26 protein-coding genes and 1 other annotated feature are annotated in these 26,172 nt (G+C 41.1%); of the genes, 16 read left to right on the top strand and 10 right to left on the bottom strand.

All coding sequences use genetic code 11. From position 1 onward, the window contains the following. Nucleotides 1–41: 41 nt before the first annotated feature. The 3 genes from NSQ72_RS13205 to NSQ72_RS13195 are packed head-to-tail and all read right to left on the bottom strand — an operon-like array spanning nucleotide 42 to nucleotide 2,512. Nucleotides 42–1,202: an acetoin utilization protein AcuC gene (locus tag NSQ72_RS13205; RefSeq protein ID WP_268417664.1), complete on the bottom strand. Its 1,161-nt coding sequence runs from the start codon at nucleotides 1,200–1,202 to the stop codon at nucleotides 42–44. Then, entirely contained in the window at nucleotides 1,199–1,840 is a 642-nt protein-coding gene (locus NSQ72_RS13200; RefSeq protein ID WP_024424849.1) for a CBS and ACT domain-containing protein, read from the bottom strand. The genes NSQ72_RS13205 and NSQ72_RS13200 overlap by 4 nt, the downstream gene beginning before the upstream one ends. A 39-nt stretch (nucleotides 1,841–1,879) precedes the next feature. Further along, complete coding sequence (locus tag NSQ72_RS13195) at nucleotides 1,880–2,512, bottom strand: GNAT family N-acetyltransferase (protein ID WP_269103170.1); 633 nt, start codon at nucleotides 2,510–2,512, stop codon at nucleotides 1,880–1,882. 155 nt (nucleotides 2,513–2,667) lie between these two features. On the opposite strand from NSQ72_RS13195, the gene acsA reads away from it, so the two are divergent. Further along, complete coding sequence (gene acsA, locus NSQ72_RS13190; protein ID WP_341084250.1) at nucleotides 2,668–4,392, top strand: acetate--CoA ligase; 1,725 nt, start codon at nucleotides 2,668–2,670, stop codon at nucleotides 4,390–4,392. A 58-nt stretch (nucleotides 4,393–4,450) separates the two neighbouring features. Further along, nucleotides 4,451–4,682, top strand: a binding site (T-box leader). A 53-nt stretch (nucleotides 4,683–4,735) separates the two neighbouring features. After that, nucleotides 4,736–6,004 (top strand): tyrosine--tRNA ligase, encoded by a 1,269-nt coding sequence (gene tyrS, locus NSQ72_RS13185; protein ID WP_039180668.1) that lies wholly within the window; start codon nucleotides 4,736–4,738, stop codon nucleotides 6,002–6,004. An 86-nt stretch (nucleotides 6,005–6,090) separates the two neighbouring features. On the opposite strand, the gene NSQ72_RS13180 is transcribed toward tyrS, so the two are convergent. Further along, nucleotides 6,091–6,447, bottom strand: a complete 357-nt coding sequence (locus NSQ72_RS13180; RefSeq protein ID WP_144464250.1) for an antibiotic biosynthesis monooxygenase family protein — start codon at nucleotides 6,445–6,447, stop codon at nucleotides 6,091–6,093. A 270-nt stretch (nucleotides 6,448–6,717) separates the two neighbouring features. Between NSQ72_RS13180 and NSQ72_RS13175 the strand changes: the two genes are divergently transcribed. Then, nucleotides 6,718–7,296, top strand: coding sequence for an esterase/lipase family protein (locus NSQ72_RS13175; protein WP_371412188.1), 579 nt, complete (start codon nucleotides 6,718–6,720; stop codon nucleotides 7,294–7,296). Nucleotides 7,297–7,505: 209 nt separating this feature from the next. Then, nucleotides 7,506–8,072, top strand: a complete 567-nt coding sequence (locus NSQ72_RS13170; protein ID WP_339208086.1) for a cysteine hydrolase family protein — start codon at nucleotides 7,506–7,508, stop codon at nucleotides 8,070–8,072. An 895-nt stretch (nucleotides 8,073–8,967) separates the two neighbouring features. Here NSQ72_RS13170 and rpsD read toward each other — a convergent pair. Both rpsD and NSQ72_RS13160 read right to left on the bottom strand, forming a co-directional pair. After that, on the bottom strand, nucleotides 8,968–9,570 hold the full coding sequence (gene rpsD / locus NSQ72_RS13165; RefSeq protein WP_039180654.1) for a 30S ribosomal protein S4: 603 nt from the start codon (nucleotides 9,568–9,570) through the stop codon (nucleotides 8,968–8,970). Nucleotides 9,571–9,868: 298 nt separating this feature from the next. Next, the gene (locus NSQ72_RS13160) at nucleotides 9,869–10,366 is read right to left on the bottom strand and encodes a GAF domain-containing protein (RefSeq protein WP_025092283.1); all 498 of its coding nucleotides are present in this window, start codon (nucleotides 10,364–10,366) and stop codon (nucleotides 9,869–9,871) included. Between the two features lie 126 nt (nucleotides 10,367–10,492). Here NSQ72_RS13160 and refZ point away from each other — a divergent pair, with 126 nt between their 5' ends. Beyond that, nucleotides 10,493–11,158 carry a forespore capture DNA-binding protein RefZ gene (refZ, locus tag NSQ72_RS13155; RefSeq protein WP_034624245.1) on the top strand — a complete coding sequence of 222 codons (666 nt, stop codon included), beginning with the start codon at nucleotides 10,493–10,495 and terminating at the stop codon, nucleotides 11,156–11,158. On the opposite strand, the gene hisJ is transcribed toward refZ, so the two are convergent. After that, nucleotides 11,128–11,943 carry a histidinol-phosphatase HisJ gene (gene hisJ, locus NSQ72_RS13150; protein ID WP_064497819.1) on the bottom strand — a complete coding sequence of 272 codons (816 nt, stop codon included), beginning with the start codon at nucleotides 11,941–11,943 and terminating at the stop codon, nucleotides 11,128–11,130. The two genes, refZ and hisJ, sit on opposite strands and share 31 nt — an antisense overlap. Before the next feature lie 339 nt (nucleotides 11,944–12,282). Here hisJ and ezrA point away from each other — a divergent pair, with 339 nt between their 5' ends. Next, nucleotides 12,283–13,986 carry a septation ring formation regulator EzrA gene (gene ezrA / locus NSQ72_RS13145; RefSeq protein WP_341084243.1) on the top strand — a complete coding sequence of 568 codons (1,704 nt, stop codon included), beginning with the start codon at nucleotides 12,283–12,285 and terminating at the stop codon, nucleotides 13,984–13,986. A 40-nt stretch (nucleotides 13,987–14,026) separates the two neighbouring features. On the opposite strand, the gene brnQ (NSQ72_RS13140) is transcribed toward ezrA, so the two are convergent. Both brnQ (NSQ72_RS13140) and brnQ (NSQ72_RS13135) read right to left on the bottom strand, forming a co-directional pair. Then, nucleotides 14,027–15,370: a branched-chain amino acid transport system II carrier protein gene (gene brnQ / locus NSQ72_RS13140; RefSeq protein ID WP_047203475.1), complete on the bottom strand. Its 1,344-nt coding sequence runs from the start codon at nucleotides 15,368–15,370 to the stop codon at nucleotides 14,027–14,029. A 215-nt stretch (nucleotides 15,371–15,585) separates the two neighbouring features. Continuing rightward, nucleotides 15,586–16,926 carry a branched-chain amino acid transport system II carrier protein gene (gene brnQ / locus NSQ72_RS13135; RefSeq protein ID WP_341084242.1) on the bottom strand — a complete coding sequence of 447 codons (1,341 nt, stop codon included), beginning with the start codon at nucleotides 16,924–16,926 and terminating at the stop codon, nucleotides 15,586–15,588. A 186-nt stretch (nucleotides 16,927–17,112) separates the two neighbouring features. On the opposite strand from brnQ (NSQ72_RS13135), the gene NSQ72_RS13130 reads away from it, so the two are divergent. From NSQ72_RS13130 to NSQ72_RS13095, 8 genes are all read left to right on the top strand, one after another. Then, nucleotides 17,113–18,255, top strand: coding sequence for a cysteine desulfurase family protein (locus NSQ72_RS13130; RefSeq protein ID WP_341084241.1), 1,143 nt, complete (start codon nucleotides 17,113–17,115; stop codon nucleotides 18,253–18,255). A gap of 4 nt (nucleotides 18,256–18,259) precedes the next feature. Then, nucleotides 18,260–19,465 (top strand): tRNA uracil 4-sulfurtransferase ThiI, encoded by a 1,206-nt coding sequence (gene thiI, locus NSQ72_RS13125; protein ID WP_341084240.1) that lies wholly within the window; start codon nucleotides 18,260–18,262, stop codon nucleotides 19,463–19,465. A gap of 89 nt (nucleotides 19,466–19,554) precedes the next feature. After that, complete coding sequence (locus NSQ72_RS13120) at nucleotides 19,555–19,767, top strand: alpha/beta-type small acid-soluble spore protein (RefSeq protein ID WP_024424829.1); 213 nt, start codon at nucleotides 19,555–19,557, stop codon at nucleotides 19,765–19,767. A 226-nt stretch (nucleotides 19,768–19,993) separates the two neighbouring features. Then, a complete protein-coding gene (gene mbcS, locus NSQ72_RS13115; protein WP_341084239.1) occupies nucleotides 19,994–21,574 on the top strand; it encodes an acyl-CoA synthetase MbcS in 1,581 nt (526 codons plus the stop codon). A 131-nt stretch (nucleotides 21,575–21,705) separates the two neighbouring features. Continuing rightward, entirely contained in the window at nucleotides 21,706–22,320 is a 615-nt protein-coding gene (locus tag NSQ72_RS13110) for a LysE/ArgO family amino acid transporter (RefSeq protein ID WP_144490410.1), read from the top strand. 239 nt (nucleotides 22,321–22,559) lie between these two features. Further along, on the top strand, nucleotides 22,560–22,745 hold the full coding sequence (locus NSQ72_RS13105; protein ID WP_341084238.1) for a hypothetical protein: 186 nt from the start codon (nucleotides 22,560–22,562) through the stop codon (nucleotides 22,743–22,745). 200 nt (nucleotides 22,746–22,945) lie between these two features. Beyond that, entirely contained in the window at nucleotides 22,946–23,311 is a 366-nt protein-coding gene (locus tag NSQ72_RS13100) for a hypothetical protein (RefSeq protein ID WP_341084237.1), read from the top strand. 17 nt (nucleotides 23,312–23,328) lie between these two features. Continuing rightward, the gene (locus NSQ72_RS13095) at nucleotides 23,329–23,505 is read left to right on the top strand and encodes a hypothetical protein (protein WP_180272423.1); all 177 of its coding nucleotides are present in this window, start codon (nucleotides 23,329–23,331) and stop codon (nucleotides 23,503–23,505) included. Between the two features lie 52 nt (nucleotides 23,506–23,557). Here the strand turns inward: NSQ72_RS13095 and NSQ72_RS13090 are convergent, their stop codons facing one another. Further along, entirely contained in the window at nucleotides 23,558–23,989 is a 432-nt protein-coding gene (locus tag NSQ72_RS13090) for a MarR family winged helix-turn-helix transcriptional regulator (protein ID WP_341084235.1), read from the bottom strand. Nucleotides 23,990–24,105: 116 nt separating this feature from the next. On the opposite strand from NSQ72_RS13090, the gene NSQ72_RS13085 reads away from it, so the two are divergent. Continuing rightward, the gene (locus tag NSQ72_RS13085; RefSeq protein ID WP_341084234.1) at nucleotides 24,106–24,693 is read left to right on the top strand and encodes an NAD(P)H-dependent oxidoreductase; all 588 of its coding nucleotides are present in this window, start codon (nucleotides 24,106–24,108) and stop codon (nucleotides 24,691–24,693) included. A 103-nt stretch (nucleotides 24,694–24,796) separates the two neighbouring features. Continuing rightward, complete coding sequence (locus NSQ72_RS13080; RefSeq protein WP_059374790.1) at nucleotides 24,797–26,149, top strand: amidohydrolase family protein; 1,353 nt, start codon at nucleotides 24,797–24,799, stop codon at nucleotides 26,147–26,149. Nucleotides 26,150–26,172: the final 23 nt, after the last annotated feature.

The raw sequence follows: 26,172 nt of genomic DNA, 5'->3' as shown, positions 1-26,172 counted from the left end.
CAAAAAAGCAGGCTTACCTTATGACGGAAAGCCTGCTTTTCTTATGCCTTTTTCTTTTCTCTTCTAACAGGCATGAGTGCTTTTTCTACTGTTTGAGCATTCTTTTCTGTAATTTCAGCTTTTCTTGGGATCGATGGATATAAATCGTCAGGGTCTCTCCACGTAGGTGGAAGGGTAACAGGCGATTGCTTATTCCAGGCTTGAATCCAATCCCGAGGGAGTTCATCTGGCGGTGTAATGCCTTTCATCTCAAGCCAAATACGGCTCCACGCTCTTGGAACGACGCGCCAAATATCATATCCCCCTCCGCCAACAGCGATCCATTTGCCGTCACAATATTGATGCGCAAGTTCATGGGCAAGTCTAGGAATTTCCTCATATATTTTCATAGTGGCAGATAAATGAGTTAACGGATCATAGTAGTGTGCATCAGCTCCGTTTTGCGTCAAAATCACATCAGGTTTAAAAAAAGCAGCAATCTCAGTCACTGCTGTTCGGTATGCTTCGAGGAACGATTCATCTTCCGTAAATGCATCTAGCGGAATATTATAGGCGTAGCCATAGCCTTTATCGTGGCCTCTTTCCTGTACTTGTCCCGTTCCAGGGAACAAGTAGCGTCCTGTTTCATGAATGGAGACTGTACATACCTCTGGGTCGTCATAGAAGCTGAACTGGACACCATCGCCGTGATGGGCATCCGTATCAATATATAAAATTCTAGCGCCATATGTCTTTTGAATATATTGAATCGCCACAGAGCTGTCATTATAAATACAAAAGCCAGATGCACGCCCTTTGAACCCGTGGTGAAGCCCGCCGCCAAGATTGAGTGCATGCTGGGAATGACCGAGCATCACTTGATCAACTGCTGTTAACGTTCCGCCAACAAGGAGAGATGCCGCCTCATGCATGCCTGCGAACATCGGTGTATCCTCTGTGCCAAGACCGTAGCGTTCCCCCTCTGCTGTAGACAGCTTTCCTTCACTTGCCCGCTGCACGGCCTGGATATAATCTGCTGTATGGACGAGCTTTAATTCCTCCAGAGTAGCCATACGCGGTGCGACAATTTCATTCTCTGTTAACGCCTTCATTTTTTGAAGAAGATCATAAGTTAAGTAGACACGAAGCTGATTGAAGGGATGATCTTGGTTAAATTGGTACGTTTGAAAAGATGGTGAAAAAACAAAGGTCGCTTCCTTCATTTGATCGTCTGCTCCATAGGCCAGAGCACCTTATAGCCTTTTGCGCGAATCAGCTTCGTCACATGATCTGCATGAATGGTTTGAAGGCGGAATACGAGCACTTTAGAAGCCTCATTGGCATGAGGATACACAAGCACACTCAGCAATTGAATATGCTGCTCCTTTAAAATGGCTGTAATGTCTGCGAGGCCTTCAGTCATCTGCTCCACTTCAACCTCTAAGTGCGATCCAGGCTGATCTGCACCTGTCAGTCTTACAAACGTACGAAGCAGATCTGTTTTTGTGATAATGCCTACAAGTTTGCCACGTCTCACCACCGGAAGACAGCCAATTCCGTGCTCAAAAAAGACACTTGATATCTCCTCAACGAAATCAAGCGGGTGAGCAGTGATCGTCTCTAATACCATGATCTCTTCGACTGGCCGCTGAATAAAGAGCTTTCTTTTCTCTGTCTCAAAAATACTTGGACTGGCATTTTTAATATCCCGATCTGTCACCATCCCAATGACAGATCCTTGATCAGATACGATCGGAATATGCCGGATGTGGTGTGCACTCATTTTTTGAATGGCTTCTTCAATCGTATCGGTTTTTCGCAGCGTGATCACATCACGCTCCATAATTTGTTCAATCATCATTGTTTACCAATCCCCTTTGCCAAAAAAACGAATTGAACGTTAATACATAAAGCGCTGATGGAAGCGAAGACGATCGAAACGCTCGATCGAATCAGGACTCACATGTTTCCCAATTCTGGCCATTAAACAATTGGCTGGATGTGAGCTAATCTCTGGCTCGTCTGTTGCAAACCAGACAAGACCGCCTGCGTTCATCATTTTCTCCATCATTTTGCGGTACTCCCAAACGTTTTTCTTTGTCCCCTTTAAATCCCAATGCCAGTAATATTCAGTTGTAATGATGATGTAATTCTCCATTTGCTCATCCATCATGCTCACATCAAGCAAATGCTTGCCAAGTGAGCATCCTCTAAATGGAGGAGCGACCTCAATTGCGCCAAGCTCAATTAAATTCTCCATTTTGCCCTCTGACCAGCGCTCAAGTGGATCAGGATACAAATACGTGACATAGCCTACGACAAGCTCATTCACTCTTGCAATGATAATACGTCCTTCTGGAAGATCTGCTATTTCAACAAGTGCTTGCTTCTGTTCCTCAGGCGTGCGAAATGCCGTTAGTCCTTCATGAAACGTATAGTTCGCAAGCTCTGATGCAGGTACCGGTCCTTCAATCAGGATGGAACCTGTTTCTCGCTCAATGGTTTTTGAATAATAAGTTTTAGGATGCTCCACGTATCCACCGCCCCTAATTCTAGTGAGTCGTCTCTATTCTATCTTAAATCTTGTAAGAATTAAAACGGTTTCATCAGAAGTTTTTTAAAAATTGAGAAAAAAAGTCATCTATACTATAATGGTCATTGTAAACGTATGCAAAGGGGGACTGTTTGATGAAATTGGAAACGCTACCATCAGTAAAAGGGGATTATCATTTAAATGATTATGAGCAGGCATACAAAGATTTTTCATGGGAGGAAGCTAGAAAAAACTTCTCCTGGTATGAAACAGGAAAAATAAATGCAGCCTATGAAGCGATTGACAGACATGCGGACTCGTTTCGTCAGAACAAGGTGGCGCTTCACTACAAAGATTCACAGCGGGATGAAAAGTATACGTTCAGGGATATGAAAATCAACACAAACAAAGCGGGAAATCTATTCAAAGAAAAGGCACATGTGGAAAAAGGGGATCGCGTGTTTATCTTTATGCCAAGATCACCTGAGCTCTATTTTCTTCTGCTAGGCGCAGTGAAAATTGGGGCGATCGTTGGCCCGTTATTTGAGGCATTTATGGAAGGTGCCGTCAAAGACCGTTTAGAAAATAGTGAAGCAAAGGTGATCGTGACAACACCCGATCTACTTGAACGAATTCCATTTGCAGAGCTTCCAAAGCTTGAATCTGTCATCATTGTCGGCGGTGAAAATGAAGACGTCGATGGCGTTCGGACAATTCACTATGAAGAGGCGTTTGAGGAGGCAGCAAAGGAGCTTGAAATTGAATGGATGGATGAAAAAGACGGCTTCCTGCTTCATTACACATCAGGATCTACCGGTACGCCAAAGGGTGTGCTTCATGTCCATGGTGCAATGGTGCAGCAAGGCCAGACTGGTAAATGGGTGCTTGACTTGAAAGAAGATGACGTTTACTGGTGTACAGCTGATCCAGGCTGGGTTACAGGCACAGTGTACGGTATTTTTTCACCGTGGTTTAATGGGGCGACGAATGTGATTTTAGGCGGCCGGTTTAATCCTGATACGTGGTATGAAACCATTGAATCACTCGGTGTAACCGTTTGGTACAGTGCCCCGACAGCCTTTAGAATGCTCATGGGGGCAGGGGATGACCTCATTCAAAAATATGACCTCAGCTCGCTCCGTCATGTGCTAAGTGTGGGAGAGCCTCTTAATCCAGAAGTCATCCGCTGGGGAGATACTGTTTTTGGCAAACGAATTCACGACACTTGGTGGATGACAGAAACGGGTGCACAGCTGATTTGTAATTATCCATGCATGGACATCAAGCCGGGCTCGATGGGAAAACCAATTCCAGGCGTAGAAGCGGCGATTGTTGATAATGCAGGAAATGAACTTCCGCCATACCGGATGGGCAACCTTGCGATTAAAAAAGGCTGGCCTTCTATGATGCATACGATCTGGAACAATCCTGAAAAATATGAATCTTACTTTATGCCGGGAGATTGGTATGTTTCAGGAGATTCAGCTTATATGGACGAAGACGGATACTTTTGGTTCCAGGGACGTGTCGATGACGTCATCATGACGTCAGGAGAGCGGGTCGGTCCATTTGAGGTAGAAAGTAAACTGGTTGAACATCCAGCCATTGCAGAGGCTGGTGTCATTGGAAAGCCAGATCCGGTCCGCGGTGAGATTATTAAAGCATTTATTGCGCTCAGAAGCGGATATGAGCCGACAGATGAGCTGAAAGAAGAGATTCGTACGTTTGTGAAAAAAGGACTCGCAGCACATGCGGCACCGCGAGAAATTGAATTTAAAGACAAACTGCCAAAAACGAGAAGCGGAAAAATTATGAGACGTGTGCTAAAGGCGTGGGAGCTGAATTTACCTGCTGGCGACCTTTCGACAATGGAAGATTAATTTTTTCATCAGTTGACTTGATATCAAAAGTGTGTTAAAAATGACATTAGTTGAATATGAAAAGGTTTTGACTGAGATTCAGTAGAATGATCTTTCCCTGTTTAAGAGAGCTGACGGCTGGTGCAAGTCAGTACAAAGAGATATTCGAATTACCCTCACGAACCGCTTTTACGAAAAGGAGCATGCCCTGATTAGTGAAAGAACGGATCTGTCCGTTATCAGTGTAAGTGAAAAGACAAGATTTTTTGTCTTTTAAGCAGGGTGGTACCGCGATATATATCGTCCCTTCGTTCATTCGAAGGGGCGTTTTTTATGTTTCATTTTAAACAAAGGAGATTTGGATATGAGTCAATTGATGGAAGAGCTATCGTTTAGAGGATTAATTCAGCAGCAAACAGATGAAGAAGGTTTAACAAAATTATTAGCAGAAGAGAAAATCAAGCTATACTCCGGCTTTGATCCGACAGCTGACAGCTTACACATTGGTCATCTATTGCCAATTTTAACATTACGCAGATTCCAAGAAGCAGGTCATCACCCGATTGCTCTTGTTGGCGGTGCAACTGGACTCATTGGCGATCCTAGTTTCAAAAAAGCAGAACGTTCACTCAACCCAGCAGAAATCGTCGAACAGTGGTCAGATAAAATCAAAGGACAGCTGTCTCAATTTCTTGATTTTGAAGCAGGCGAGAACCCAGCCGTCATCGTGAATAACTACGACTGGATCAGCCAAATGAATGTTATCACGTTCCTTCGTGATATTGGAAAGAACTTCGGTGTAAACTTTATGCTGGCAAAAGATATCGTGAGCTCACGTATCGAAACAGGGATTTCTTACACAGAATTCAGCTACGTCATCCTGCAGTCTTTAGACTTCTTAAACCTTTACAGAAATGAAAATTGTAAGCTGCAAATCGGCGGAAGTGACCAGTGGGGAAATATCACATCTGGACTTGAGTTGATCCGTAAGTCTGAAGCAGAAGGGGCAAAAGCATTCGGGCTGACGATGCCGCTTGTCACAAAAGCAGACGGCACAAAGTTTGGTAAAACAGAAGGCGGCGCTATCTGGTTAGATAAAGAAAAAACGTCTCCATACGAGTTCTACCAATTCTGGATTAACACAGATGACCGTGATGTCGTGAAATACTTAAAATACTTTACGTTCTTATCAAAAGAAGAGATCGCATCGTATGAAGAAAAAGTGCAAACAGCACCTGAAAAGCGTGAAGCGCAGCGCCGTCTAGCAGAGGAAGTGACAACACTTGTACATGGCCGTGAGTCACTAGAACAGGCAGTCAACATCTCAAATGCACTATTTAAAGGCGAGATCAAATCTCTTACAGCTGAAGAAGTGAAAGTAGGCTTTAAGGATGTTCCATCAATGGAGAAAAGCAGTACAGAAGAATTAACACTAGTTGATATTCTTGTGGAATCAAAGCTGTCTCCATCAAAGCGTCAAGCACGTGAAGATATCACAAATGGTGCTGTCTCCATCAACGGAGAGAGACAAACAGATAAAGACTATGTGCTCTCAGCTGACGACCGAATTGAAAACCAATTTACCGTTTTAAGAAGAGGGAAAAAGAAATACTTCCTTGTGACGTATAAATAAATCTTTATGAAACAGTAAACATCATGGAAAAGCACCTCAAATGTTCGTGTACATTGAGGTGCTTTTCTTTTTTATGTAGAAGTAGCTCATTCGTCTGCTTCTTGTTCAAGGAGTGAATCTTTGTTTGTATAAGCATGTTCTACCTTACAAATTCGGGTAGTATAGGATTCATACCAATCCTTTTTCCCCTTTTTTTGAACACGCTGATGTGCTGTATGTGCTTTCCATTCTTTGATGGCTGCTAATGAATCCCAGTAAGATACAGTGATCCCAACACCACGTTCATCTCGTACACTTTCTATTCCAAGAAACCCATCTAGACCTTTCGCTAATTCTTCCATTTTTTGAGCAGCCGCAGCGTATTCTTTCTGCTCAACATTTGTTCGTTTTGATGTGAAAATCACGGCATAGTAGGGTGGAGCAGGGGTTTGCGTAAATAGCATCTAGTAGAACCTCCTTTTTCTATTGATATTATATATGAAAGAAAGAAGGTCTCGTAGTCTTTTTGTTTGAATTTAAAAAAGTCCAAGGTGCTTTTTGATTATTTATATTTCTGTAAAATCATCTCATAAACATTACCTTGTTCACTTTTCTGACATATTTTTCTTTTATAAAATAGAGTCGTATAAGATGAATAAGGGGGAATGAAAGTGATTTTTGTTAAGAAAAGGAGTTTGCAAATTCTCGTTGCACTTGCATTGGTGATTGGTTCAATGGCTTTTATCCAGCCGAAAGAGGTGAAGGCGGCTGAGCATAATCCGGTTGTGATGGTACATGGTATTGGTGGTGCCTCTTATAACTTTTATTCTATTAAAAGTTACTTGGTTGGACAAGGCTGGGATCGAAATCAATTATATGCTATCGATTTCATAGACAAAACAGGAAATAACCGCAACAATGGTCCGCGTCTATCCAGATTCGTCCAAGATGTGTTAGACAAAACGGGTGCCAAAAAAGTAGATATTGTGGCTCATAGTATGGGCGGGGCGAACACATTATACTATATTAAGAATCTTGATGGCGGAGATAAAATTGAAAACGTTGTCACGATTGGTGGAGCAAATGGACTCGTTTCAAACAGAGCATTACCTGGCACAGATCCAAATCAAAAAATTCTTTACACATCTGTCTATAGTTCAGCCGATCTCATCGTCGTCAACAGCCTCTCTCGTTTAATTGGCGCAAAAAACGTCCTGATTCACGGCGTTGGACATATCGGTCTATTAACCTCAAGCCAAGTCAAAGGCTATATTAAAGAAGGACTGAACGGCGGAGGACAGAATACGAATTAAAAAACGAAAAAAGACAGCGGTATATGCTGTCTTTTTTAATGTCAATTGGCATATGGCAGCTGTTAGATGAAAGAGATCTTGAAAAGGGAAGTATAACGATGACACAAAACAGATAAAGGATCGTATATAACCGAATAAAAACATGTACAAAACGTTCGCCATTCCGTACACTACATGTAGTGAATAAGAATCTTCGGAGGTGGGCGTTTGTGAAAACGAATCAAAAGGCTTTCATCATTGTAGATGTACAAAAAGCGTTCGAGCATGAAAAATGGGGAGAACGCAATAACCTAAAGGCAGAGGAAAATATTAGCCGGCTATTGACGTTTTGGAGAGAGAAAAGCTGGAAAGTGATTCATATTCAGCATACATCCGACAATCCGGAATCTGTCTTTCATCCAGCAAATGAAGGGCACCTTTTTAAAGATATTGCTAAACCGCTAGAGGAAGAATCGGTGATACAAAAGAAAGTCAACAGCAGCTTTATTGGTACTAACTTAGAGGAACATCTAAGATCAAACCAGATTGACACGGTCGTCATCGCAGGATTAACAACCCCTCACTGCGTTTCAACGACGACAAGAATGAGCGGAAATCTTGGCTTTGATACGTACTTGATCTCAGATGCAACAGCTGCCTTTGGATTAACGGATCAAAATGGTACATATTTTGACCCAGAAACGATCCACCGGCTCTCACTTGCAACCCTGCATGATGAATTTGCGACTGTTATGACAACAGAGCAGCTCATCGCAAAATGGACAAGTCCAGAATGAACGTTTGAAAGCTCCTAGAAAGAGATCTAGGAGCTTTTATCATGCTAATGATATGTGTCCAGTGATTGTTTTCGTTGTTTCTTACGTGAGTAAAAGAGATCAATCTCAATAAATAAAAAACTGACAAAGAATGATAAAATCAATACGCCGGAATCCCCTATCGATATATTCATTAAATTTAAGTAAAGGACATACTTGATGGAGAGATGTAAAACGATCCAAGAACTCACCCATTCCAAAACATAAGTGAGCCATACAGGAAGTTTAAGGAGATAAGATAGTCCTTTTCCTATGAATAGAAGGAAAGGTGACCAAAAAACAACGATAACACTCACGAACAAAGAGAAAGAGATTAAAGAAAAAAATGAATCATACGTGATGGTTTCTCCAAAAAGAAAATTCACGCCTAAAACGGTGATGTATAGCAATACACTAGGAATCGCGATCACAAAGCAGATAGAAAAAAAGAGCAGGAAGATAAACATACATGCAGCAAATCTATTGGGCGGCTCATCGATAATCTGTTTTTTTCTTAAAAGAGAATAGGCAATCACTGATAAGATTAAGAGTAAAAATAGAATGATTATGATACTAAACATGGATCTCCTCCATCTAAGTACTATAGAGAACAATACGACTGATACGTCATCTATCATTATTGTACCAATAGAAAAAAGGCACTTCAATGAAATGTTTCCTATATTTGTATATAAAAATTGAGACAGGTTTGATTGAAGTAAGAATGGAGCAGGCAGCCGGGGAAAATAAGTGTTGAAAATGGAAGATGACTTCAAATGATTTCATGTATAATTGAGAACATACAAAAAACCCTAGAAATCCTTGAACAATCAAGGGATCTAGGGTTTGTTTGCTCTCTCTTAGAGAAGTAATGAAATTAACGAGAGTAGAACTCAACGATTAGTTGTTCGCTGATTTCAGGCGCTAATTCAGAACGCTCTGGAAGACGAGTGAAAGTTCCTTCAAGCTTTTCAGCATCGAAAGAAAGGTATTCAGGAACGAAGTTGTTTACTTCAACTGATTCTTTCACTACTGCAAGGTTTTGAGATTTCTCACGAAGAGCAATCGTTTGACCTGGTTTCACAGAGAAAGATGGGATGTCTACACGGCTTCCATCAACAAGGATGTGACCATGGTTTACTAGCTGACGAGCTTGGCGGCGAGTACGAGCAAGGCCAAGACGGTATACTAGGTTGTCAAGGCGAGTTTCAAGAAGGATCATGAAGTTTTCACCTTGTTTACCAGGAAGTTTAGCAGCTCTATCATATAGTGTACGGAATTGACGTTCGTTGACACCGTACATGTGACGAAGCTTTTGCTTCTCTTGTAATTGTAAACCGTATTCAGATAGTTTTTTGCGTTGTCCTGGACCATGTGGGCCTGGAGCGTAAGGGCGTTTTTCAAGTTCCTTACCTGTTCCGCTTAATGAAATGCCTAAACGGCGGGAAATCTTCCAACTTGGACCTGTATAGCGAGCCATAATGTGACTCCTCCTTATTGTTTTTATTTGTGAAAAATAAAAACCGTCTGTTCTTCCTCTTCTTCGTCATTATGTTTTCATGCATCCTCGCTCCAGCAGCAGGGAGTTACAAGATGCACCTTCATATAGAAGGAACAAAATGATACAAAAAAGCCGAACAAAAAGGCTGCCATATTTCACACAAACTCTATTATATGACGCTGGGTATGAGAAGTCAACCTATTTAGAGGCAAAGGTGACGTTCCCCATTATATAAAGAAACATAAAAAAGCAGACAATGTGCCTGCTTTTTCTGTGATTACGCATCCGTAGAGACAGATAACGCCTGTTGGAGAATTTCTGTAAATTGAATAAGGTAGGTCTCATCTACTTCACTGAAGCGGTCTTTCACAGGACTGTCAATATCGAGTACCCCAATGATCTGTCCATTGACCTTGAGCGGAATGACTATTTCAGATTGCGATGCGGCATCACACGCAATATGTCCAGGGAATGCATGGACATCAGCGATACGCTGCACTTCACCTGTCGCAAACGCTGTACCGCAAACGCCTTTTCCAGAAGGGATGCGCACACATGCAGGCAGTCCGTTAAATGGCCCAAGCACAAGCTCGCCGTCCTTTGCTAAATAAAACCCTGCCCAATTAACTTCAGGAAGTGAGTGATAGAGTAGCGCAGCTGCATTTGCCAAGTTGGCAATCAGATCAGGTTCACCATCTGTAATGGCTTCTACCTGTTTGACAAGCAATTGATAGTCTTTTGAAGGATCGCCAGACTGTTTTTCGACATGAAACATGAAAATCTCCTACTTTCTATCTTAAAAATACATAACTTGCGTTTCGCATGTGGGATTTGTCGAGCAATTGTAAAAGGAACTTCCGCCTTCATCTTGAAGTATGTACACATGAAGAGGGGTGAGCGGATGAAAACATCAACAACCGTGCAAACAAAAGACCGTATTATGGATGCTGCCATCAGACTTTTTAACCAAAAAGGATTTTCTGGAACCTCTGTCCGTGAGATTGCGAAGGAAGCGAATGTCAACGTTGCCCACATTTCTTATTACTTTCAAGGAAAAGGAGGGCTGCTTGAGCAGCTCGTATCCGATTTTTATGAAGGTTACATTCATATGATTGAATCACATCTTCATCACATGGAAACCCGTCACGCAAAAGAATGCTTACTACATGTGGTTTTTGATATTTTATCTTATCAGCACAAGCACCGTCAATTAACCCGTTTCGTTTATCGGGAGGTGACGATTGATTCGACACTCATCAGAGAAATCATGTCGACATATTTAACAAAAGAAAAGTATTTGTTTCAGCTTATCATTGAAAAAGGAAAAAGCACCCATGTTATTTGTGAGCAGCTGTCACTCGCATCCTTTATGATTCAGCTGAAATCACTTCTCATGATGCCATATTTACAGCCGCAATATTTAACAGAGGTGCTTTATTTGAACCCAAGTGAGCCGTATTTCTATCAAATGTACTTTAAAGAGCTGAGCCGCTCGCTTCATCATCTGTTAGAACCAAAAGAGCCGGCATTAGATTCTCATCTGAACCTCATGATGTCCTCGAATTGATCATACGCATATCCGAGATCTTCCGCTTGATGGGCATCAGAGCCGAATATGAGCGGAATTTTTTTCTTTTTGGCAAGGTCAATCATCCATGGATCTAAATAGATACTTCTGGCATATGTTTTACGAAGACCTGATGTATTAAAATCTAAGGACATGCCTTTTTTTGCCGTTTCTTCAAGGCAAAGGGTGACCTTTTGACAAAGTTCAGATGACATTTCATATGGAAAAAGCTGTTTGAATTTCTGGACAAGGGTGATATGACCGATTCTCTTTGGCTTATATTGGCCTAAAGATGATAGAATAGAAGAATGAATTTGGTCATAGTAGCTTTGGTAGACCTGTTCGATGCTGCCATAGATGCTTATTAGCTGCTGGAAGGCATGCTCGTCAAAATCAAGGCAAATATAATCATCGCCAGCAGGAAGAAAGTGTACAGATAAAATGGCGTCGTCTAGCTCTGGACCGTAGCAGTCTAAAAAGGTTCTAGTTTCCTCTTCATACTCTTTGATAAAGTCAACCTCAAGCCCAGTTTTTACTATTAATTGTCCTTTGTATTCTTGTTTCAGCTGAGCCAGTTTCGTGATATACGCTTCAAGGTCTTGGAGCTTCATGGCACTATCCTGCTCAGGTGTTGGATCTTGAAACGATGGAGGCAGCGGGGCATGCTCGGTAAAGGTTATGGAATCAAATCCCTTTTTGATGGCTTTTTCAATATAAGAATGAAAAGAATCAAGCGAACCGTGCGGGCAAAACGGTGTATGTAGATGTGCATCTTGTTTCAGCATGTCGTCACCTCTTGTCGATATTTTGAAAAACGTGATGTTTATCAGCGAAAATAATGAAAAATCATGACCAAAAATGCTGGTTACATGGTATCATAATAACAATGAAAACGACAGCTTCCGCATACATAAAAGCAGGTCACATTGATACGTGTGATCAAATGATAGAAAGCGCACAAATACTTTCTTGAAAAAACATACATAAAACCGTGAATGGATGGTATTGGAAAACATACGATCCTGCTTATAAAAACAAATGCAAAGCGGACACGAAAGGGTTCTCAGGTCTACTCGGGACACTTTTACCCTGACATCACTTAGATCACAACAAGGGGGCTCATTATGGAGTTAATCATCGGTTTAATTGTCATTTTGCTTGCTTTGTTTTCAGTCGGTTATTTCCTGCGAAAAAATATATATAAAGAGATTGACCGATTGGAAGCATGGAAAATTGAAATTTTAAACAGATCAATTGTAGAAGAAATTTCAAAAATCAAACATTTAAAAATGACCGGAGAAACAGAGCAATTTTTTGAAAGATGGCGTGCAGAGTGGGACGATATCGTCACAGCCCATCTTCCAAAGGTTGAGGAGCTATTATATGATGCAGAAGAGTATTCTGATAAATATCGATTCTCCAAAGCCAAGCAGGTTCTTACGCACATTGAGGACTTGCTGAGTGCTGCTGATTCGAACATTGAAGACATTTTAAAAGAGATTGCAGACCTTGTCACAAGCGAGGAGCAAAATCGCAAGGACATTGAAAAGGTCAAAGAACAATATCAAACAGTTCGAAAAAATCTGCTTGCGTACAGCCATTTATACGGCACCCTTTATGACAAAATGGAGCAGGACTTAGATGAGGCCTGGGAAGGGATCAAGCAGTATGAGGAAGAGACAGAAAACGGAAACTACATGAAAGCAAGAAAGATTTTGCTTGAGCAAGACCGTAGACTCGATCAGCTGCAGCTGTATATTAATGATGTACCGAAGCTCATTGCAGACTGCAAACAAACCGTACCAGGCCAGCTGACGAAGCTGAAAGACGGATATAAAGAAATGACAGACAAAGGCTACAAGCTCGAGCACATCCAGATCACTAAAGAGCTTGAGAATTTAAACAAACAGCTGATCCGTGCGGAAAAACTGCTGATTGATGAACTCAATCTGGATGAAGCATCAAGTATTCTGCAAATGATTGATGATGCAATTCAGACGCTATATGATCAGCTGGAAGCGGAAGTAAAAGCAGGACAGGAAATTAAAAGCAAAATGCCTGAGCTGACGGAAGCATTTGAAAAGCTCGAGCAGGATCACACCCAAACAAAGGCAGAAACAGCTCTTGTAAAAGAAAGCTACAAACTGACAGCCGGAGAGCTTGATCAACAGAAGGCGTTCGAAAAACGCTTAGAAGAAATTGAAAAGCTCATGAAACAAATTCGAGAGAAGCTTGATCGTGACCATGTCGCATATTCATTATTAATGGATGAAATCAATCAGCTTGAGACCTTTATCGATGATGCAAAAGCATTGCATGATACGTTTAAAGATCACCTTCAATCATTAAGAAAAGAAGAGCTGCAGGCGAGAGAAACACTGGCTGAGCTTAAAACGATGCTGACAGATACAGTGCGTCAGCTGCAAAAAAGCAATATTCCAGGTGTACCTGCTGACATGAAAGAGCAGGCTGAAAAAGCGCAGGAGATGATTCAGCAAGTGCAGCAGCAGCTGGAGAACCTGCCGCTCAACATGCCAGCCGTGAATGAGCAATTAAAAGAAGCCTCTGACACAGTGAGACATGTTGTGGATGAGACGGAAGAAATGCTCACTAAAGTGGATCAAATTGAACGAATCATTCAATACGGTAATCGTTTTAGAAGCCAAAATCATATTCTTTCTGAACAATTAAAAGAGGCAGAGCGAAGATTTTATGCATACGATTATAACGGTTCATTTGATGTAGCAGCAGCAGCTGTTGAAAAAGCATCACCTGGAGCCGTTCAGAAGCTATTAGCTCAGCACGAAAAAGAATATCAGCATCAATAAAAAAGCTGAAGTCCATTGATAGGACTTCAGCTTTTTTGTATTATGACGCCTGTTTTTGGCGTTCTTCTGAAGCAGAAGAAGTGAAAAGTGAGATCAGGAATCCAATTGCGACTCCAAGTATCGCAGGGACAAGCCAGCCAATGCCAAGGTCATAAAAAGGTAGCACTGTTTGGAAGATGTCTTTTACTGGACCGATTGGAAGTTTTGCTGCTGCTAATCCGTCAAATAAGCTGACGCACCCTGTTAAAATTAACGAGAGGACATATACTGGTCTTCTATGTCCAAGCCATTTATCAGCTAGTGATAGAACGATGATCACAATTGCCAGAGGATAAATCGCTGTTAAGACTGGAACAGAGAAAGCAACGATATGAGCAAGTCCAAAGTTAGAAATGATGAAACTAAATAATGTAACAAGTGTCACGACCATTTTATAAGAAAGTTTAGGAATTAACTTTGAGAAATACTCTCCGCATGATGTGACAAGACCGATACTTGTTGTTAAACAAGCGACTGTAATGGCAGCACCTAATACAATATTTCCAAGACTTCCGAAAAGGAACTGAGAAGACTGAGCTAAGATTTTGCTTCCATCTCCAACGAATCCAATGGCATGTGTACTAGAAGCACCTAGATACGCAAGTGATAGGTAAACGAAGGTTAATCCAGCAGCTGCAATCAAACCTGCTTTGATACAAGCAGAAGCCAGTGCCTTTTTACTTGTCACACCGCGTCCTTTAATCGCGTTGATGACAACAATTCCAAATACAATAGAAGCAAGAGCATCCATCGTTTTATAGCCCTCTAAAAACCCTTTGAAAAACGATCCGTTGCTATAAGATACATCTGGTGTACCAATCACGCCCATCGGTGTCAAAATGGCTTTTACAATGATAATAAAAATGATCGTAAATTTAATTGGTGTTAATATTTTCCCTACACGATCCACGATTTTCGTTGGATTTAAAGCAAGGTAATACGTAATACCGAAAAAGATGAGTGTAAATAAAAGAAGGGACAGCCAAGCTGGCACACTTGATAAAAATGGTAATGCACCAATTTCATACGAAACCGTTCCTGTTCGCGGAATAGCGAAAAGCGGCCCAATGGATAAATATAAAATGACGGTGAATGCTGTTCCAAACACTGGGTGAGCCTTATCCGCAAGTCCTTTTGCATCACGTCCTGTTAAAGCGATCGCAATAATACCTAGTAGAGGTAAACCGACACCTGTTAATAAAAATCCGCCCATTGCTCTCCATACATTTGTTCCAGCATATTGCCCAAGCTCTGGTGGATAAATCATATTTCCGGCGCCGAAGAATAAAGCAAATAACATAAAACCTATAATAACCGTATCTTTCGTCGACAATGTTGCCTTCATTGAATATAAAGCCTCCAATATTATGTTGAAATATTCTGTTAATTAGTTGTTAAAACCGTTCTTCATTAACATTCACTAATTATAAAGGATGTACGCCTGATGTCAACATGTGTTTTCATACAAAAGTCATGAATTTTTCTATTTTAGTATATGAAGAACATAAAAAAACATCCCCTTCTCCTATGGAAAGGGATGTTTTTTGTTTTAATGCTTGATTAAGCAAGCTGTTTAGGTGGACTCGTCAATAAAGAAATAAGAAGTCCAATAATAGCTCCAAGAACGGCAGGGATGGCCCAGCCGATCCCAAGACTGTATAAAGGAACAACAGCTTCTAAAAATTTAGGGAATCCGCCTAGAGGGATCTTCGCTGCCACTAACCCGTCGATTACGGCAAAGATACCTGTAAAAATGAGTGAAGTCAAATAAATAATCCGTCTTCCGTTGATCCAGCGATCAAGAAAAGATAAGAGAATGATCACGATGGCTAACGGATAAATCGCAACAAGCACGGGAACAGAGAGCGAAATAATTTGTGCCAGTCCAAGGTTTGCTACAAATGTACTGAATAAAGATACAACTAAAACAACTGTACGATAAGAAAAGCGTGGAAATAGCGAAGAAAAATATTCCCCGCAGGATGAAACAAGTCCAATACTTGTGGTCAAACAAGCAAATAAAATCGCAGCCCCTAACACAATATTTCCAGCAGAACCAAATAAAAAGTTAGCCGCAAGCGAAAGGAGTTTTCCGCCATCATTTGCCCCGACCATACCGGTTGCCTCAGGACTTGATGCTCCGACATAAGCGAGTGATATGTACACAAGAGCTAGTCCAGCAGCTGCGACAAGCCCTGCTTTAATACAGGCTGCTGCAATCGATTTACGTTCTGTAATACCACGCTCTTTCACAGCCGTGACAACGACAATTCCGAAAACGATTGAAGCTAGAGCATCCATCGTTTTGTAGCCTTCTAAAAAGCCGGTAAACAGCGGGCTTCCTGCATAGGTTGGATGTGGACTTCCAATTCCACCCATTGGTGTCGCGATCGCTTTGATCACAATTAAAGCAATGACAGCGAGTAAAATTGGTGTTAAAATTTTACCGATTCGGTCAACAAGCTTCGATGGATTTAAAGCAAGAACATAGGTAATGCCGAAAAAAGCAATCGAAAACAAGAATAATGGAATCCATGATTCAGTCTGCGCTTCAGACAGAAACGGCGCCAGCCCAATCTCATAAGAAACCGTCCCAGTACGAGGGATTGCAAAGAAAGGTCCAATGGATAAATATAAAATGACGGTGAAAATGGTACCGAATGTAGGGTGAGCTTTATCAGCAAGCCCTTTTGCACCTGTTCCTGTCAAGGCAACGGCAATGATGCCTAGCAGCGGTAGTCCCACGCCTGTCAGTAAAAATCCACCGATCGCAAGCCATACGTTTTCACCTGCATACTGTCCAAGTACAGGAGGGAATATCATATTGCCTGCGCCAAAAAAGAGTGCAAACAACATTAAGCCGATGGCTAATGTGTCTGTTTGACTTAACTTATTTTTCATAAGGTTATCCCCCTATTATTTTATTTTTCCGCCATGTTTAAATATTCTGTTAATTTAGGAAAAAATATGACAATGGCACTATGCATGATATAGTGAATTGATGAGGTTGTCAATATACCGCTTTATATTGAAATAAAAGGAATTCAGATCATATTAGTTAAACGCAAGAGGATAAGGAGTTTCGCAATGATGTATCTTGATAATAGTGCAACCACAAAACCGTACCCTGAAGTTTTACAAGTATATCAGCAAGTGAGTGAGCGTTATTTTGGAAATCCATCTTCGCTTCATCAGCTCGGAATAGATGCAAGCCGGCTGTTAAATGAAACGAGAAAACAAATGCTTCACTACACGGGCTTAAAACAATATGAGATTATTTTTACTTCTGGTGCTACAGAAGCGAATAACATTGCCATTAAAGGAGCAGCACTTGCCAAAATGAATCGGGGCAAGCACATTGTGACGACAGCAATTGAGCATCCTTCTGTCATTGAATCGTTTGAACAGCTAAAGGCGTTATTTGGCTTTGACATCTCCTATATTCAAGTAAATGAGCAAGGCCATGCAGATATGACGCATTTAAAAGAAGTGCTTCGCCCTGATACAGTGCTTGTCAGCATGATGCACGTCAATAACGAAACGGGTGCCATCCAGCCGATTGAAGAAGCTGCTGGCATCATTCGTGAGCATACTGAAAACGCGCTTTTTCATGTCGACGGGGTGCAGGGAATGTGCAAAGTAGCACTTAATAAACAGCTGGATGTAGATCTTTTGACGATGTCAGGTCATAAAATTCATGGCTTAAAAGGCACAGGCGCACTCTTTTTAAAGAAAGATGTCATTCTCGCCCCTTTCATTACAGGCGGAGAGCAGGAATTAGGGCTTCGTTCAGGTACTGAAAACCCTGCTGGAGCTGTCAGCTTGGCAAAAGCCATGAAACAATCATATGAACAGCTTGACAAGCATCACGATGAGATGCTGAACTTAAAAACGCAGCTGCAAAAACAGCTTGGAGACATAGAAGGTATTGTGATGAACACACCGAGGACGCAAAGTGCACCGCACATTGTGAATTTTTCAGTGCCAGGTATTCAAATTGAAGTCCTCCTCCATATGCTTGAAAAAGAAGGCATATATGTTTCTACAACCTCTGCCTGTTCAGCCAAGAAAAAAGAGCCGAGCCGTGTACTGCTGGCGATGGGAAAACCAGAGGAAGTGGCCAAAAGCAGTATGAGAATCAGCTTGACGTATGGACAAGGACCAGAGCTTGCATCGCAAATCATCACATCGATCACACAAAGTGTGAAAAAATTAAAAGGAATGAGATAACAGCATGAAATATGATCATATTTTAGTCCGTTTTGGTGAGATCTCAACAAAAGGGAAGAATAGAAAGAAATTCATTGAAAAACTAAGACAGCACATTCGGTACGTCTTAAAGGATTTTGAAGCATTAAAGTATGCATCTGATAGAGACCGTATCACGATTATGCTGAACGGAGAAGACCCTGAACCGATTTCAGAACAGCTCAAAAGTGTATTTGGCATTCAGAGCTTTAGTCTTGCGGTTAAATGTGAGACGAATCTAGATGCGATTAAAAATGCGGCACTAACAGCGGTACAGGAAGTGTATGAACAGGGGAATACATTTAAAGTGTCAACGAAACGTTCTTATAAACAATTTGAACTTGATTCAAATGAAATGAATCGCGAAATTGGCGGACATGTTCTAAGAAATACGGAAAACTTAACAGTCAATGTGAAACAGCCAGATGTGCATTTACGCATCGAAATCAGAGAGCAAGCCACGTACATTACATTTAAAGATGTCAAAGGTGCAGGCGGCCTGCCGGTTGGTTCTAGCGGAAGAGCGATGCTCATGCTTTCAGGCGGCTTTGACAGCCCAGTTGCCGGCTATCAAGCAATGAAACGCGGAATTCAAATTGAAGCTGTGCATTTCTTTAGCCCTCCGTATACAAGTGAACGTGCGAAACAAAAGGTGATTGATCTTGCAGAATGCCTAGCAGCATATGGAGGCGAAGTGAAGCTTCATATCGTACCTTTTACAAAAATTCAAGAGCTGATCCACAAACAAGTACCTGAAAACTATACGATGACATCAACAAGAAGAATGATGCTGAAAATAGCTGACAAAATAAGAGAAAAGCGTGATGCCCTTGCGATTATTACTGGTGAAAGCCTTGGGCAAGTGGCAAGTCAGACACTTGAAAGCATGTATGCCATTAATCATGTGACTAATACACCAATCATCCGCCCGCTCATAGCTGTCGATAAAAATGACATTATTGATGAAGCAAGAAGAATTGGCACATACGATACAAGCATTCAGCCTTTCGAGGATTGCTGTACGATCTTTACGCCGCCGTCCCCTAAAACAAAACCAAAGCTTGAGAAGGTAGAACGCTACGAAAGCTTTGCTGATTTCGAGCCGATGCTGGACGAGGCAGTAGAGCAAATTGAAACGATTATTGCGACAAATGAAAAGAAAACGGCAGATGAATTCGCTGATTTATTCTAAAACGAAAATTTCATAATAATTACCATAAAATCAATCGCATGAAGTCATGTGTTTCTACACATTCTATATTCACAAGGAGGTGAGAACACATGGCTCAACAAAACAGACAAAGCAGTTCTAACCAATTACTAGTACCAGGCGCTGCACAAGCTATCGACCAAATGAAGTACGAAATCGCTTCTGAATTTGGTGTAAACCTTGGTGCAGAAACAACATCTCGCGCTAACGGATCAGTTGGTGGAGAAATCACTAAGCGTCTTGTATCTTACGCTCAACAACATATGGGTGGCGGATCTTTCTAAGACACACAATTTAAAAGCTATGGCTTATGAGCGGGATGATTCCCGCTCTTTTCTTTTTGTACATATAAATAGTTAGAATATTTTTAAAAAAGAAGACGGATTTAAAAAATTATGGCATAATACTAGGAGTAGGTCCTAATTCAAGCATTTTTCAGTTATGAGTGTTAGAATAGGTAAATTGAAACATGTTTCGTTTCATAAGAAAGAGGCTAAAAGGAGCTGTACCATGAAAAGAGAAGACTTAATTGCACCAGAACAATATAACTTAGTCAGTGAGATTGAAGCGTTCAGTCATGACAAGGAGAAAATGGCCCTGCACTGGCAGGACGGCAATGGTCACGAAGCGCATGTAACATATGCAGCATTAGTGGAAGAGGCAAATAAAATTGGACATGTTTTATTAAATGCAGGCTTCAAAAAAGGCGATAAAATCATTGTGATGGTGCCGCGCATGCTCGAGGCATACAGCATTTATTTAGCGATTTTGAAAACAGGAATGGTCGTGATTCCTTGTTCTGAAATGCTGCGTGCGAAAGATTTAGATTACCGAATTGAACACGCAGAAGCAAAGGGAGCGATCGTTTATTCTTCATTCATTCAATCGTTCGACGGAACCAAACAGCCGAACGATTTTAAAACATTCTCAATCGGTGAAAACGATCATGGCTGGACAAACATTCTAGCCCAAAAGGAACAACAATCAAACGAACTTGAATTGGCAGATACAAAACGCACAGACATGGCGTTTTTATCCTATACATCAGGTACAACAGGGAACCCAAAAGGGGTTGTTCATACACACGGATGGGCGTATGCACATTTACGCACAGCTGCCAAAGCATGGCTCTCCATTAATGAAGGAGATAAAGTATGGGCGACAGCAGGACCAGGCTGGCAAAAATGGGTGTGGAGCCCCCTCTTATCTGTGTTAGGAAGTGGAGCAGAAGGCTTTGTGTATGGAGGGAAATTCAATCCAAATACATACTTAGAGCTGCTTCAAAAAAATGAAATCAATGTCCTATGCTGTACACCGACAGAATATCGCTTTATGGCAAAAGTAGATGATTTGAGTCAGTACGCGCTGCCGAAGCTGCATAGTGCTGTTTCTGCGGGAGAGCCATTGAACCGTGAAGTCATTGATACATTCAAAAAGCATTTCGATATAGAAGTACGAGACGGCTATGGCCAAACTGAAAGCACACTGCTTGTAGGGGTGCTAAAAGGAATGGATATCAAGCCAGGAAGTATGGGAAAACCAACCCCTGGCAACGAAGTAGATATCATTGATGAGGATGGAAACGTCTGCGCACCTGGAGATATTGGTGACATTGCGGTCCATCTCGAAACACCGGCTCTATTTAAGGAATATTACAAAGATGAAGAGCGTACAAAGGCGCAGCGCCGAGGAAATTACTTCATTACGGGTGACCGCGCGAAAAAAGACGAAGATGGGTACTTCTGGTTTGAAAGCCGCAGAGATGACATCATTGTCAGCTCAGGCTATACGATTGGACCGTTTGAAGTAGAAGATGCGCTGATCAAGCATTCAGCAGTGAAGGAATGTGCAGTTGTGGCGAGCCCAGATGAAATCAGAGGATCAATCGTGAAAGCATACGTCGTCCTTCGTGATGGAGTGGCGCAAAGTGATGAACTGATCAAAGAGTTGCAAACACATGTGAAAAACACAACAGCACCATACAAATACCCAAGAGAAATCGAATTCATTGACGAACTGCCAAAAACACCGTCAGCGAAAATCCGCCGTGTAGAGCTGAGAGAAAGAGAGCTTGCACGAAAAAGTAAATAATGAAGAAATGAGAAGCGTTTGGATGGAGGCATCCAGCGCTTTTTTGTACGGAAAATGAAATTTGTTGAAAGCAGGCAGGGTGCTTTATGTTAAAATATGTAGGAATTTCTGAAAAAGGAGAATGTTAGTAGATGTCCATTGCGATCATTCATGGAATTGTACTTGCCTTTGGTCTCATTTTACCTTTGGGCGCACAAAATGTATTTGTATTTCAACAAGGAGCGCTGCAGCCTCGATTATATCGAGCAATGCCTGTCGTCATCACGGCTGCTCTTTGTGACACACTTTTAATTGCTTTAGCTGTCATAGGTGTTTCTGTTGTGGTGTTTACCATTCCAGTACTGCAAATTGGTCTTTATATCATTGGTTTTTGTTTTTTAGTTTATATGGGATGGTCCGTATGGAACACAAGCTCATCATCAGGTAATCAAGAGAAGCAGAAATTAATGCCTGCAAGAAAACAAATTGTATTTGCTTGTTCCGTTTCTCTTTTAAATCCCCACGCGATTCTCGATACGATTGGTGTCATTGGGACAAATTCGCTGCAATATAGCGGCGCAGAAAAGCTGGCATTCACACTTGCCTGTATCATCGTGTCCTGGTTATGGTTTATTGGGCTTGCCCTTTTAGGGAAGATGTTAGGGAAGTTAGATACAAACGGCATATGGATGAACCGTATCAATAAAGCTTCCGCGGTCATGATCTGGCTGGTTGCGTTATACATTGCGTATCAATTGATTGTGTAAAGGTACATAGAGAATAAAACAAAGAAGCGTTTGGACGTAATGATCCAGCGCTTTTTTGTGTATCGATAAGACTTTTCAGCCAGTGTCATCATGATTCAGGGAGGAAGATCAGATTCAATTGCCTAGAGGAAATGATAAAGAATAGGTTATATGCTACATTATCACTAGTGGATTTTATTGGTAAAATTTTTCCTTAAAAGGTTATGATTTTTATTAACTTTACTAAAGGAGTCTGTATGATGAAGATAAGAAAAATGTTTTGTATGTTTTTGTTCATATCACTTTTATTCGGACAATATCCTGTAGGTAACGCTGTTACCATAAAAGAGGACGAGCCTTTTGAAAAGATACAAAATGATAAAACAGCAGAAAAACTCATAAAAAAAGCAAAAAAAGCTCTCAATTTTTACAGGCAAAAGAATTAGCCCAAAAGAAAGGTTATCTATTAAATGGAGAAAGTGCGGCGGTTCATATAAACGCTGCTAAAACAGATGTTGTTTATTTTTATCTGAAAAAGAAGAAGTCAGATAATCAGCTGCTTAACAATGTTTCCTTCATTTCAGTTTCACTGAGTCAAATAAAAGCTCACTATATTCAACTTGCAGAATACGATGGGAAAGGGAATTTGCACTCATATTTTTTTCAAAATGGAAAATTGAAAAATAAGTTTCATATCAACCAAAAAGGGGAGTTTTTAAAAGGATCTTTTACCTATGGTGAAAATGGTGTAAAGCAAGATATGATGGAATTAAATAGAAAAATTGTTCAAATAGATGATTCGGAAATTCAAACGAGTTTTAATTGGAACAAGTTTTGGGACTGCTTAAAAAAGAAAAGCGGCCCTAATGAATCTCTTCCGTTACGTTCAATGGTTCTAGGAGCGTGTTATTATATTTGTTTTACTGGACCTGCTAGCTGTATTGCATGCGCAGTGATTAATGGAGGTATATCAGCGGGATTGGCCGGTTATTGTGTGAAAAAAGTTTGGTGAATAGGGGGGTTTTTAAAATGGCTCATAAAGAACAGCGTAAAGGAGTAGTTCTTGCTGTTTTAGATACGTTAACATTTGGTATACCAGTATTGCTATGGAATTTATATAAGAATACGAATACAACATTGAAATTAATGATCCCGATCATTCCGATTGTTGGTTTCATAACGTATCTTTTAGCATCCCTTCATTAATAAGATACAAAATCCTTAGCATGAGCGTAGCGCTCATGCTTTTTTCATTGGGTCATTTTTTAAAAATCGTTTGATTTAATAGACGGAGAGCTTGTACGATATCATCCATTTGTTCTATATCTGAGGAAGATAGGCTGTCTATTAGCATCCTTTCGATATGCTGAAAGGCCTCGTTCATACAGGCCCGGCCTTTGTCAGAAAGTATAATGACATGCTTTCGTTTGTCATTACGGTCTTCTTCTCTAGCAATGAATTGTTTTTCTTGCAGCTTTTTCAGTTCTCTGCTGACATTTGGAAGAGACATATGCTGGCAGTCTGCGATGTCACTAGGGGTAAGCGGTTCGCTGACCGCTAGCTGCTCTAAAATTAAATATTGCAAGGGTGTTAATTCTGGTAGTTTGACTTTGCTCATCATATTATGTTTTAACTCTGAAAAAGTAGAAGCAAATGCGACGAATTCCTTGAAGAAATGTGGATGTTGCATGATGATCACCTCCTACGTAACATATCAAATTTATTATCAAAAAACAATTATCATTTGACAACTAATCGATTGGGGTATATCATTTTATTATCAAATGATAACTAAAGGAGAAAAAGATGAATGTACTCATTATTTATACTCACCCTCATCACAATAGTTTAAATGGTGCTTTTTTTAAAGAAATTGTTAGAGGCAGCGAAGAAAATCCAATCGTTCAAGAAGTGAAAATCATCGATTTATATCAAGAAAAATTTGATCCTGTACTTGTTTTTAATGAAGAGAAAAAGAGACGTGATATGCATAAAGATCCTGACATTCGCCAGTATCAGGATAAGATCAAGTGGGCGGATAAAATCGTGTTCGTTTATCCCATTTGGTGGGGGCGGCCGCCAGCTATGCTGCTTGGCTTTATTGACCGCATGTTTGCTGCGAATTTCGCTTATCGTCAAACAAGCGGTCTGTTGCCAGAAGGATTATTAAAAGGGAAAAGTGCCGTTTGTGTATCGACAATGCAAGGACCAACCAACTACCCTTTGTTCTTTTTACAAAATGCGCACAAGATGTTAATGAAACGAGCTCTCCTGCAATATGTCGGAATCAAACCTGTGAAGTTCTTTGAGTTTGGGATGATGGAAAGTCCAAAAGGGAAGCATGACATCAAATTAAAACGCACATACAACTATTTCAGAAACATCAGCTCTTAATATATTTTGATAAGCCACTTTTCTTCTAATTTGATCCTGTTCTGTTTTAAAATGACATTGAGGCGGGGTCACTTATCCTCGTCATTTGAAAAGGGGGATATGGATGAAGAAAACATTGTTTAAAGATGCAGCACTCTTAACACTTGATCCATCTTTAGGTTTTCTTGAAAAGGGAGATTTATTAATTGAAGGGAAACACATTTTAGAAGTTGGACCTTCAATTGAAGTAAGTGATGCAGACATTGTTGATGCATCTGATATGGTCATTATGCCAGGTCTTGTAGATACACATCGGCATGTGTGGCAGTCTGTCATCCGGGGCATAGGGACAGATTGGTCTTTGCAGACATATTTAAGCAAAATCTATTATGGCAACTATGGAGCAATGAGACGCCCATCCGACGATCGAATCGCCAATTATTTAGGGGCATTAGAGGCTTTAGATGCAGGTGTGACCACGTTTTTAGATTGGACGATGATCAATTCAATGGATCATACAGAAGAGCTCATTGGAGGATTAAAAGATGCGGGTATACGAGCTGTTTTTGCTTTTGGTTCCTCTGGAGATGCTGAATATTGGGATAGAGAGAGTACGCTCACCAATATGGAGGACGCAGCACGTGTGAAAAAAGCGCATTTTCAATCATCAGATCAGCTTTTAACAATGGGACTTGCGATTCGTGGTCCAGAGTTTTCTTCATGGGAGACGTCGGTATTTGAAATTGAAACAGCTCGGTCTCTAGATGCTCTATGTAGTATGCACATCGGCTTTGGAAATTGGGGAGCGGAGGATCGATCGATTGAGCGGCTTCACAAAGCAGGGCTGCTCGGACCTGATTTGAACATGGTGCATATTAACGCAATCGATGCGGATCAAATGAAGATGCTGGCAGACAGCGGAAGCTCCATCTCCATTACCCCTGAAATTGAAATGATGATGGGTCACGGTTATCCTGTCACAGGACTTGCGATTGAACAAGGTGTTCTTCCAACGCTCGGTGTAGACGTAGTGACAGCGACAGGAGGAGATTTGTTTGCTCAAATGAAATTCGGGCTTCAGGCAGAGCGCGCGATCCAAAATCAATCGTTGTTAATGGATGGGATCATGCCGGGACCTGAACTTGGGCTGTCAGCTCATCAAATGCTTGAGGCTGCGACGATCAATGGCGCTCGTGCATTACAGCTTGATCATAAAATTGGGTCGCTTACACCTGGGAAAGAAGCGGATTTTATTTTGATCGATCGGACAAGCATGAATCTTCTTCCGATGACAGATCCGGCTGGAGCGGTTGTCCAAACGGCACATCCTTCAAATGTTGATTCTGTTTATGTTGCTGGAAAAGCAGTGAAACAAAACGGAAAGCTAGTCGGTGTGAACCTAGAAGAGGTCAAACGAAAAGCTTATGAGGCAAGAGACCATATTTTATCACACAAGTTTGAATCAACACCTTCATAAATAAAATAACCCCATAGGCGTTG

Origin of the sequence: Bacillus sp. FSL R5-0659, from assembly GCF_038008785.1 — a bacterium.
Lineage (GTDB): Bacteria > Bacillota > Bacilli > Bacillales > Bacillaceae > Bacillus > Bacillus safensis.
The sequence above is the reverse complement of the archived record's forward strand: the minus strand, read 5'-3'. Positions and strand labels throughout refer to the sequence as shown.

Bases quoted from the DNA above. Each gene is read 5' to 3' on its own strand.
- NSQ72_RS13205 (WP_268417664.1), bottom strand. From the start codon at position 1,202: ATGAAGGAAGCGACCTTTGTTTTTTCACCATCTTTTCAAACGTACCAA.
- NSQ72_RS13200 (WP_024424849.1), bottom strand. From the start codon at position 1,840: ATGATGATTGAACAAATTATGGAGCGTGATGTGATCACGCTGCGAAAA.
- acsA (WP_341084250.1), top strand. From the start codon at position 2,668: ATGAAATTGGAAACGCTACCATCAGTAAAAGGGGATTATCATTTAAAT.
- tyrS (WP_039180668.1), top strand. From the start codon at position 4,736: ATGAGTCAATTGATGGAAGAGCTATCGTTTAGAGGATTAATTCAGCAG.
- NSQ72_RS13180 (WP_144464250.1), bottom strand. From the start codon at position 6,447: ATGCTATTTACGCAAACCCCTGCTCCACCCTACTATGCCGTGATTTTC.
- NSQ72_RS13175 (WP_371412188.1), top strand. From the start codon at position 6,718: ATGGCTTTTATCCAGCCGAAAGAGGTGAAGGCGGCTGAGCATAATCCG.
- rpsD (WP_039180654.1), bottom strand. From the start codon at position 9,570: ATGGCTCGCTATACAGGTCCAAGTTGGAAGATTTCCCGCCGTTTAGGC.
- NSQ72_RS13160 (WP_025092283.1), bottom strand. From the start codon at position 10,366: ATGTTTCATGTCGAAAAACAGTCTGGCGATCCTTCAAAAGACTATCAA.
- refZ (WP_034624245.1), top strand. From the start codon at position 10,493: ATGAAAACATCAACAACCGTGCAAACAAAAGACCGTATTATGGATGCT.
- hisJ (WP_064497819.1), bottom strand. From the start codon at position 11,943: ATGCTGAAACAAGATGCACATCTACATACACCGTTTTGCCCGCACGGT.
- ezrA (WP_341084243.1), top strand. From the start codon at position 12,283: ATGGAGTTAATCATCGGTTTAATTGTCATTTTGCTTGCTTTGTTTTCA.
- brnQ (WP_047203475.1), bottom strand. From the start codon at position 15,370: ATGAAGGCAACATTGTCGACGAAAGATACGGTTATTATAGGTTTTATG.
- brnQ (WP_341084242.1), bottom strand. From the start codon at position 16,926: ATGAAAAATAAGTTAAGTCAAACAGACACATTAGCCATCGGCTTAATG.
- NSQ72_RS13130 (WP_341084241.1), top strand. From the start codon at position 17,113: ATGATGTATCTTGATAATAGTGCAACCACAAAACCGTACCCTGAAGTT.
- thiI (WP_341084240.1), top strand. From the start codon at position 18,260: ATGAAATATGATCATATTTTAGTCCGTTTTGGTGAGATCTCAACAAAA.
- NSQ72_RS13120 (WP_024424829.1), top strand. From the start codon at position 19,555: ATGGCTCAACAAAACAGACAAAGCAGTTCTAACCAATTACTAGTACCA.
- mbcS (WP_341084239.1), top strand. From the start codon at position 19,994: ATGAAAAGAGAAGACTTAATTGCACCAGAACAATATAACTTAGTCAGT.
- NSQ72_RS13110 (WP_144490410.1), top strand. From the start codon at position 21,706: ATGTCCATTGCGATCATTCATGGAATTGTACTTGCCTTTGGTCTCATT.
- NSQ72_RS13105 (WP_341084238.1), top strand. From the start codon at position 22,560: ATGAAGATAAGAAAAATGTTTTGTATGTTTTTGTTCATATCACTTTTA.
- NSQ72_RS13095 (WP_180272423.1), top strand. From the start codon at position 23,329: ATGGCTCATAAAGAACAGCGTAAAGGAGTAGTTCTTGCTGTTTTAGAT.
- NSQ72_RS13090 (WP_341084235.1), bottom strand. From the start codon at position 23,989: ATGCAACATCCACATTTCTTCAAGGAATTCGTCGCATTTGCTTCTACT.
- NSQ72_RS13085 (WP_341084234.1), top strand. From the start codon at position 24,106: ATGAATGTACTCATTATTTATACTCACCCTCATCACAATAGTTTAAAT.
- NSQ72_RS13080 (WP_059374790.1), top strand. From the start codon at position 24,797: ATGAAGAAAACATTGTTTAAAGATGCAGCACTCTTAACACTTGATCCA.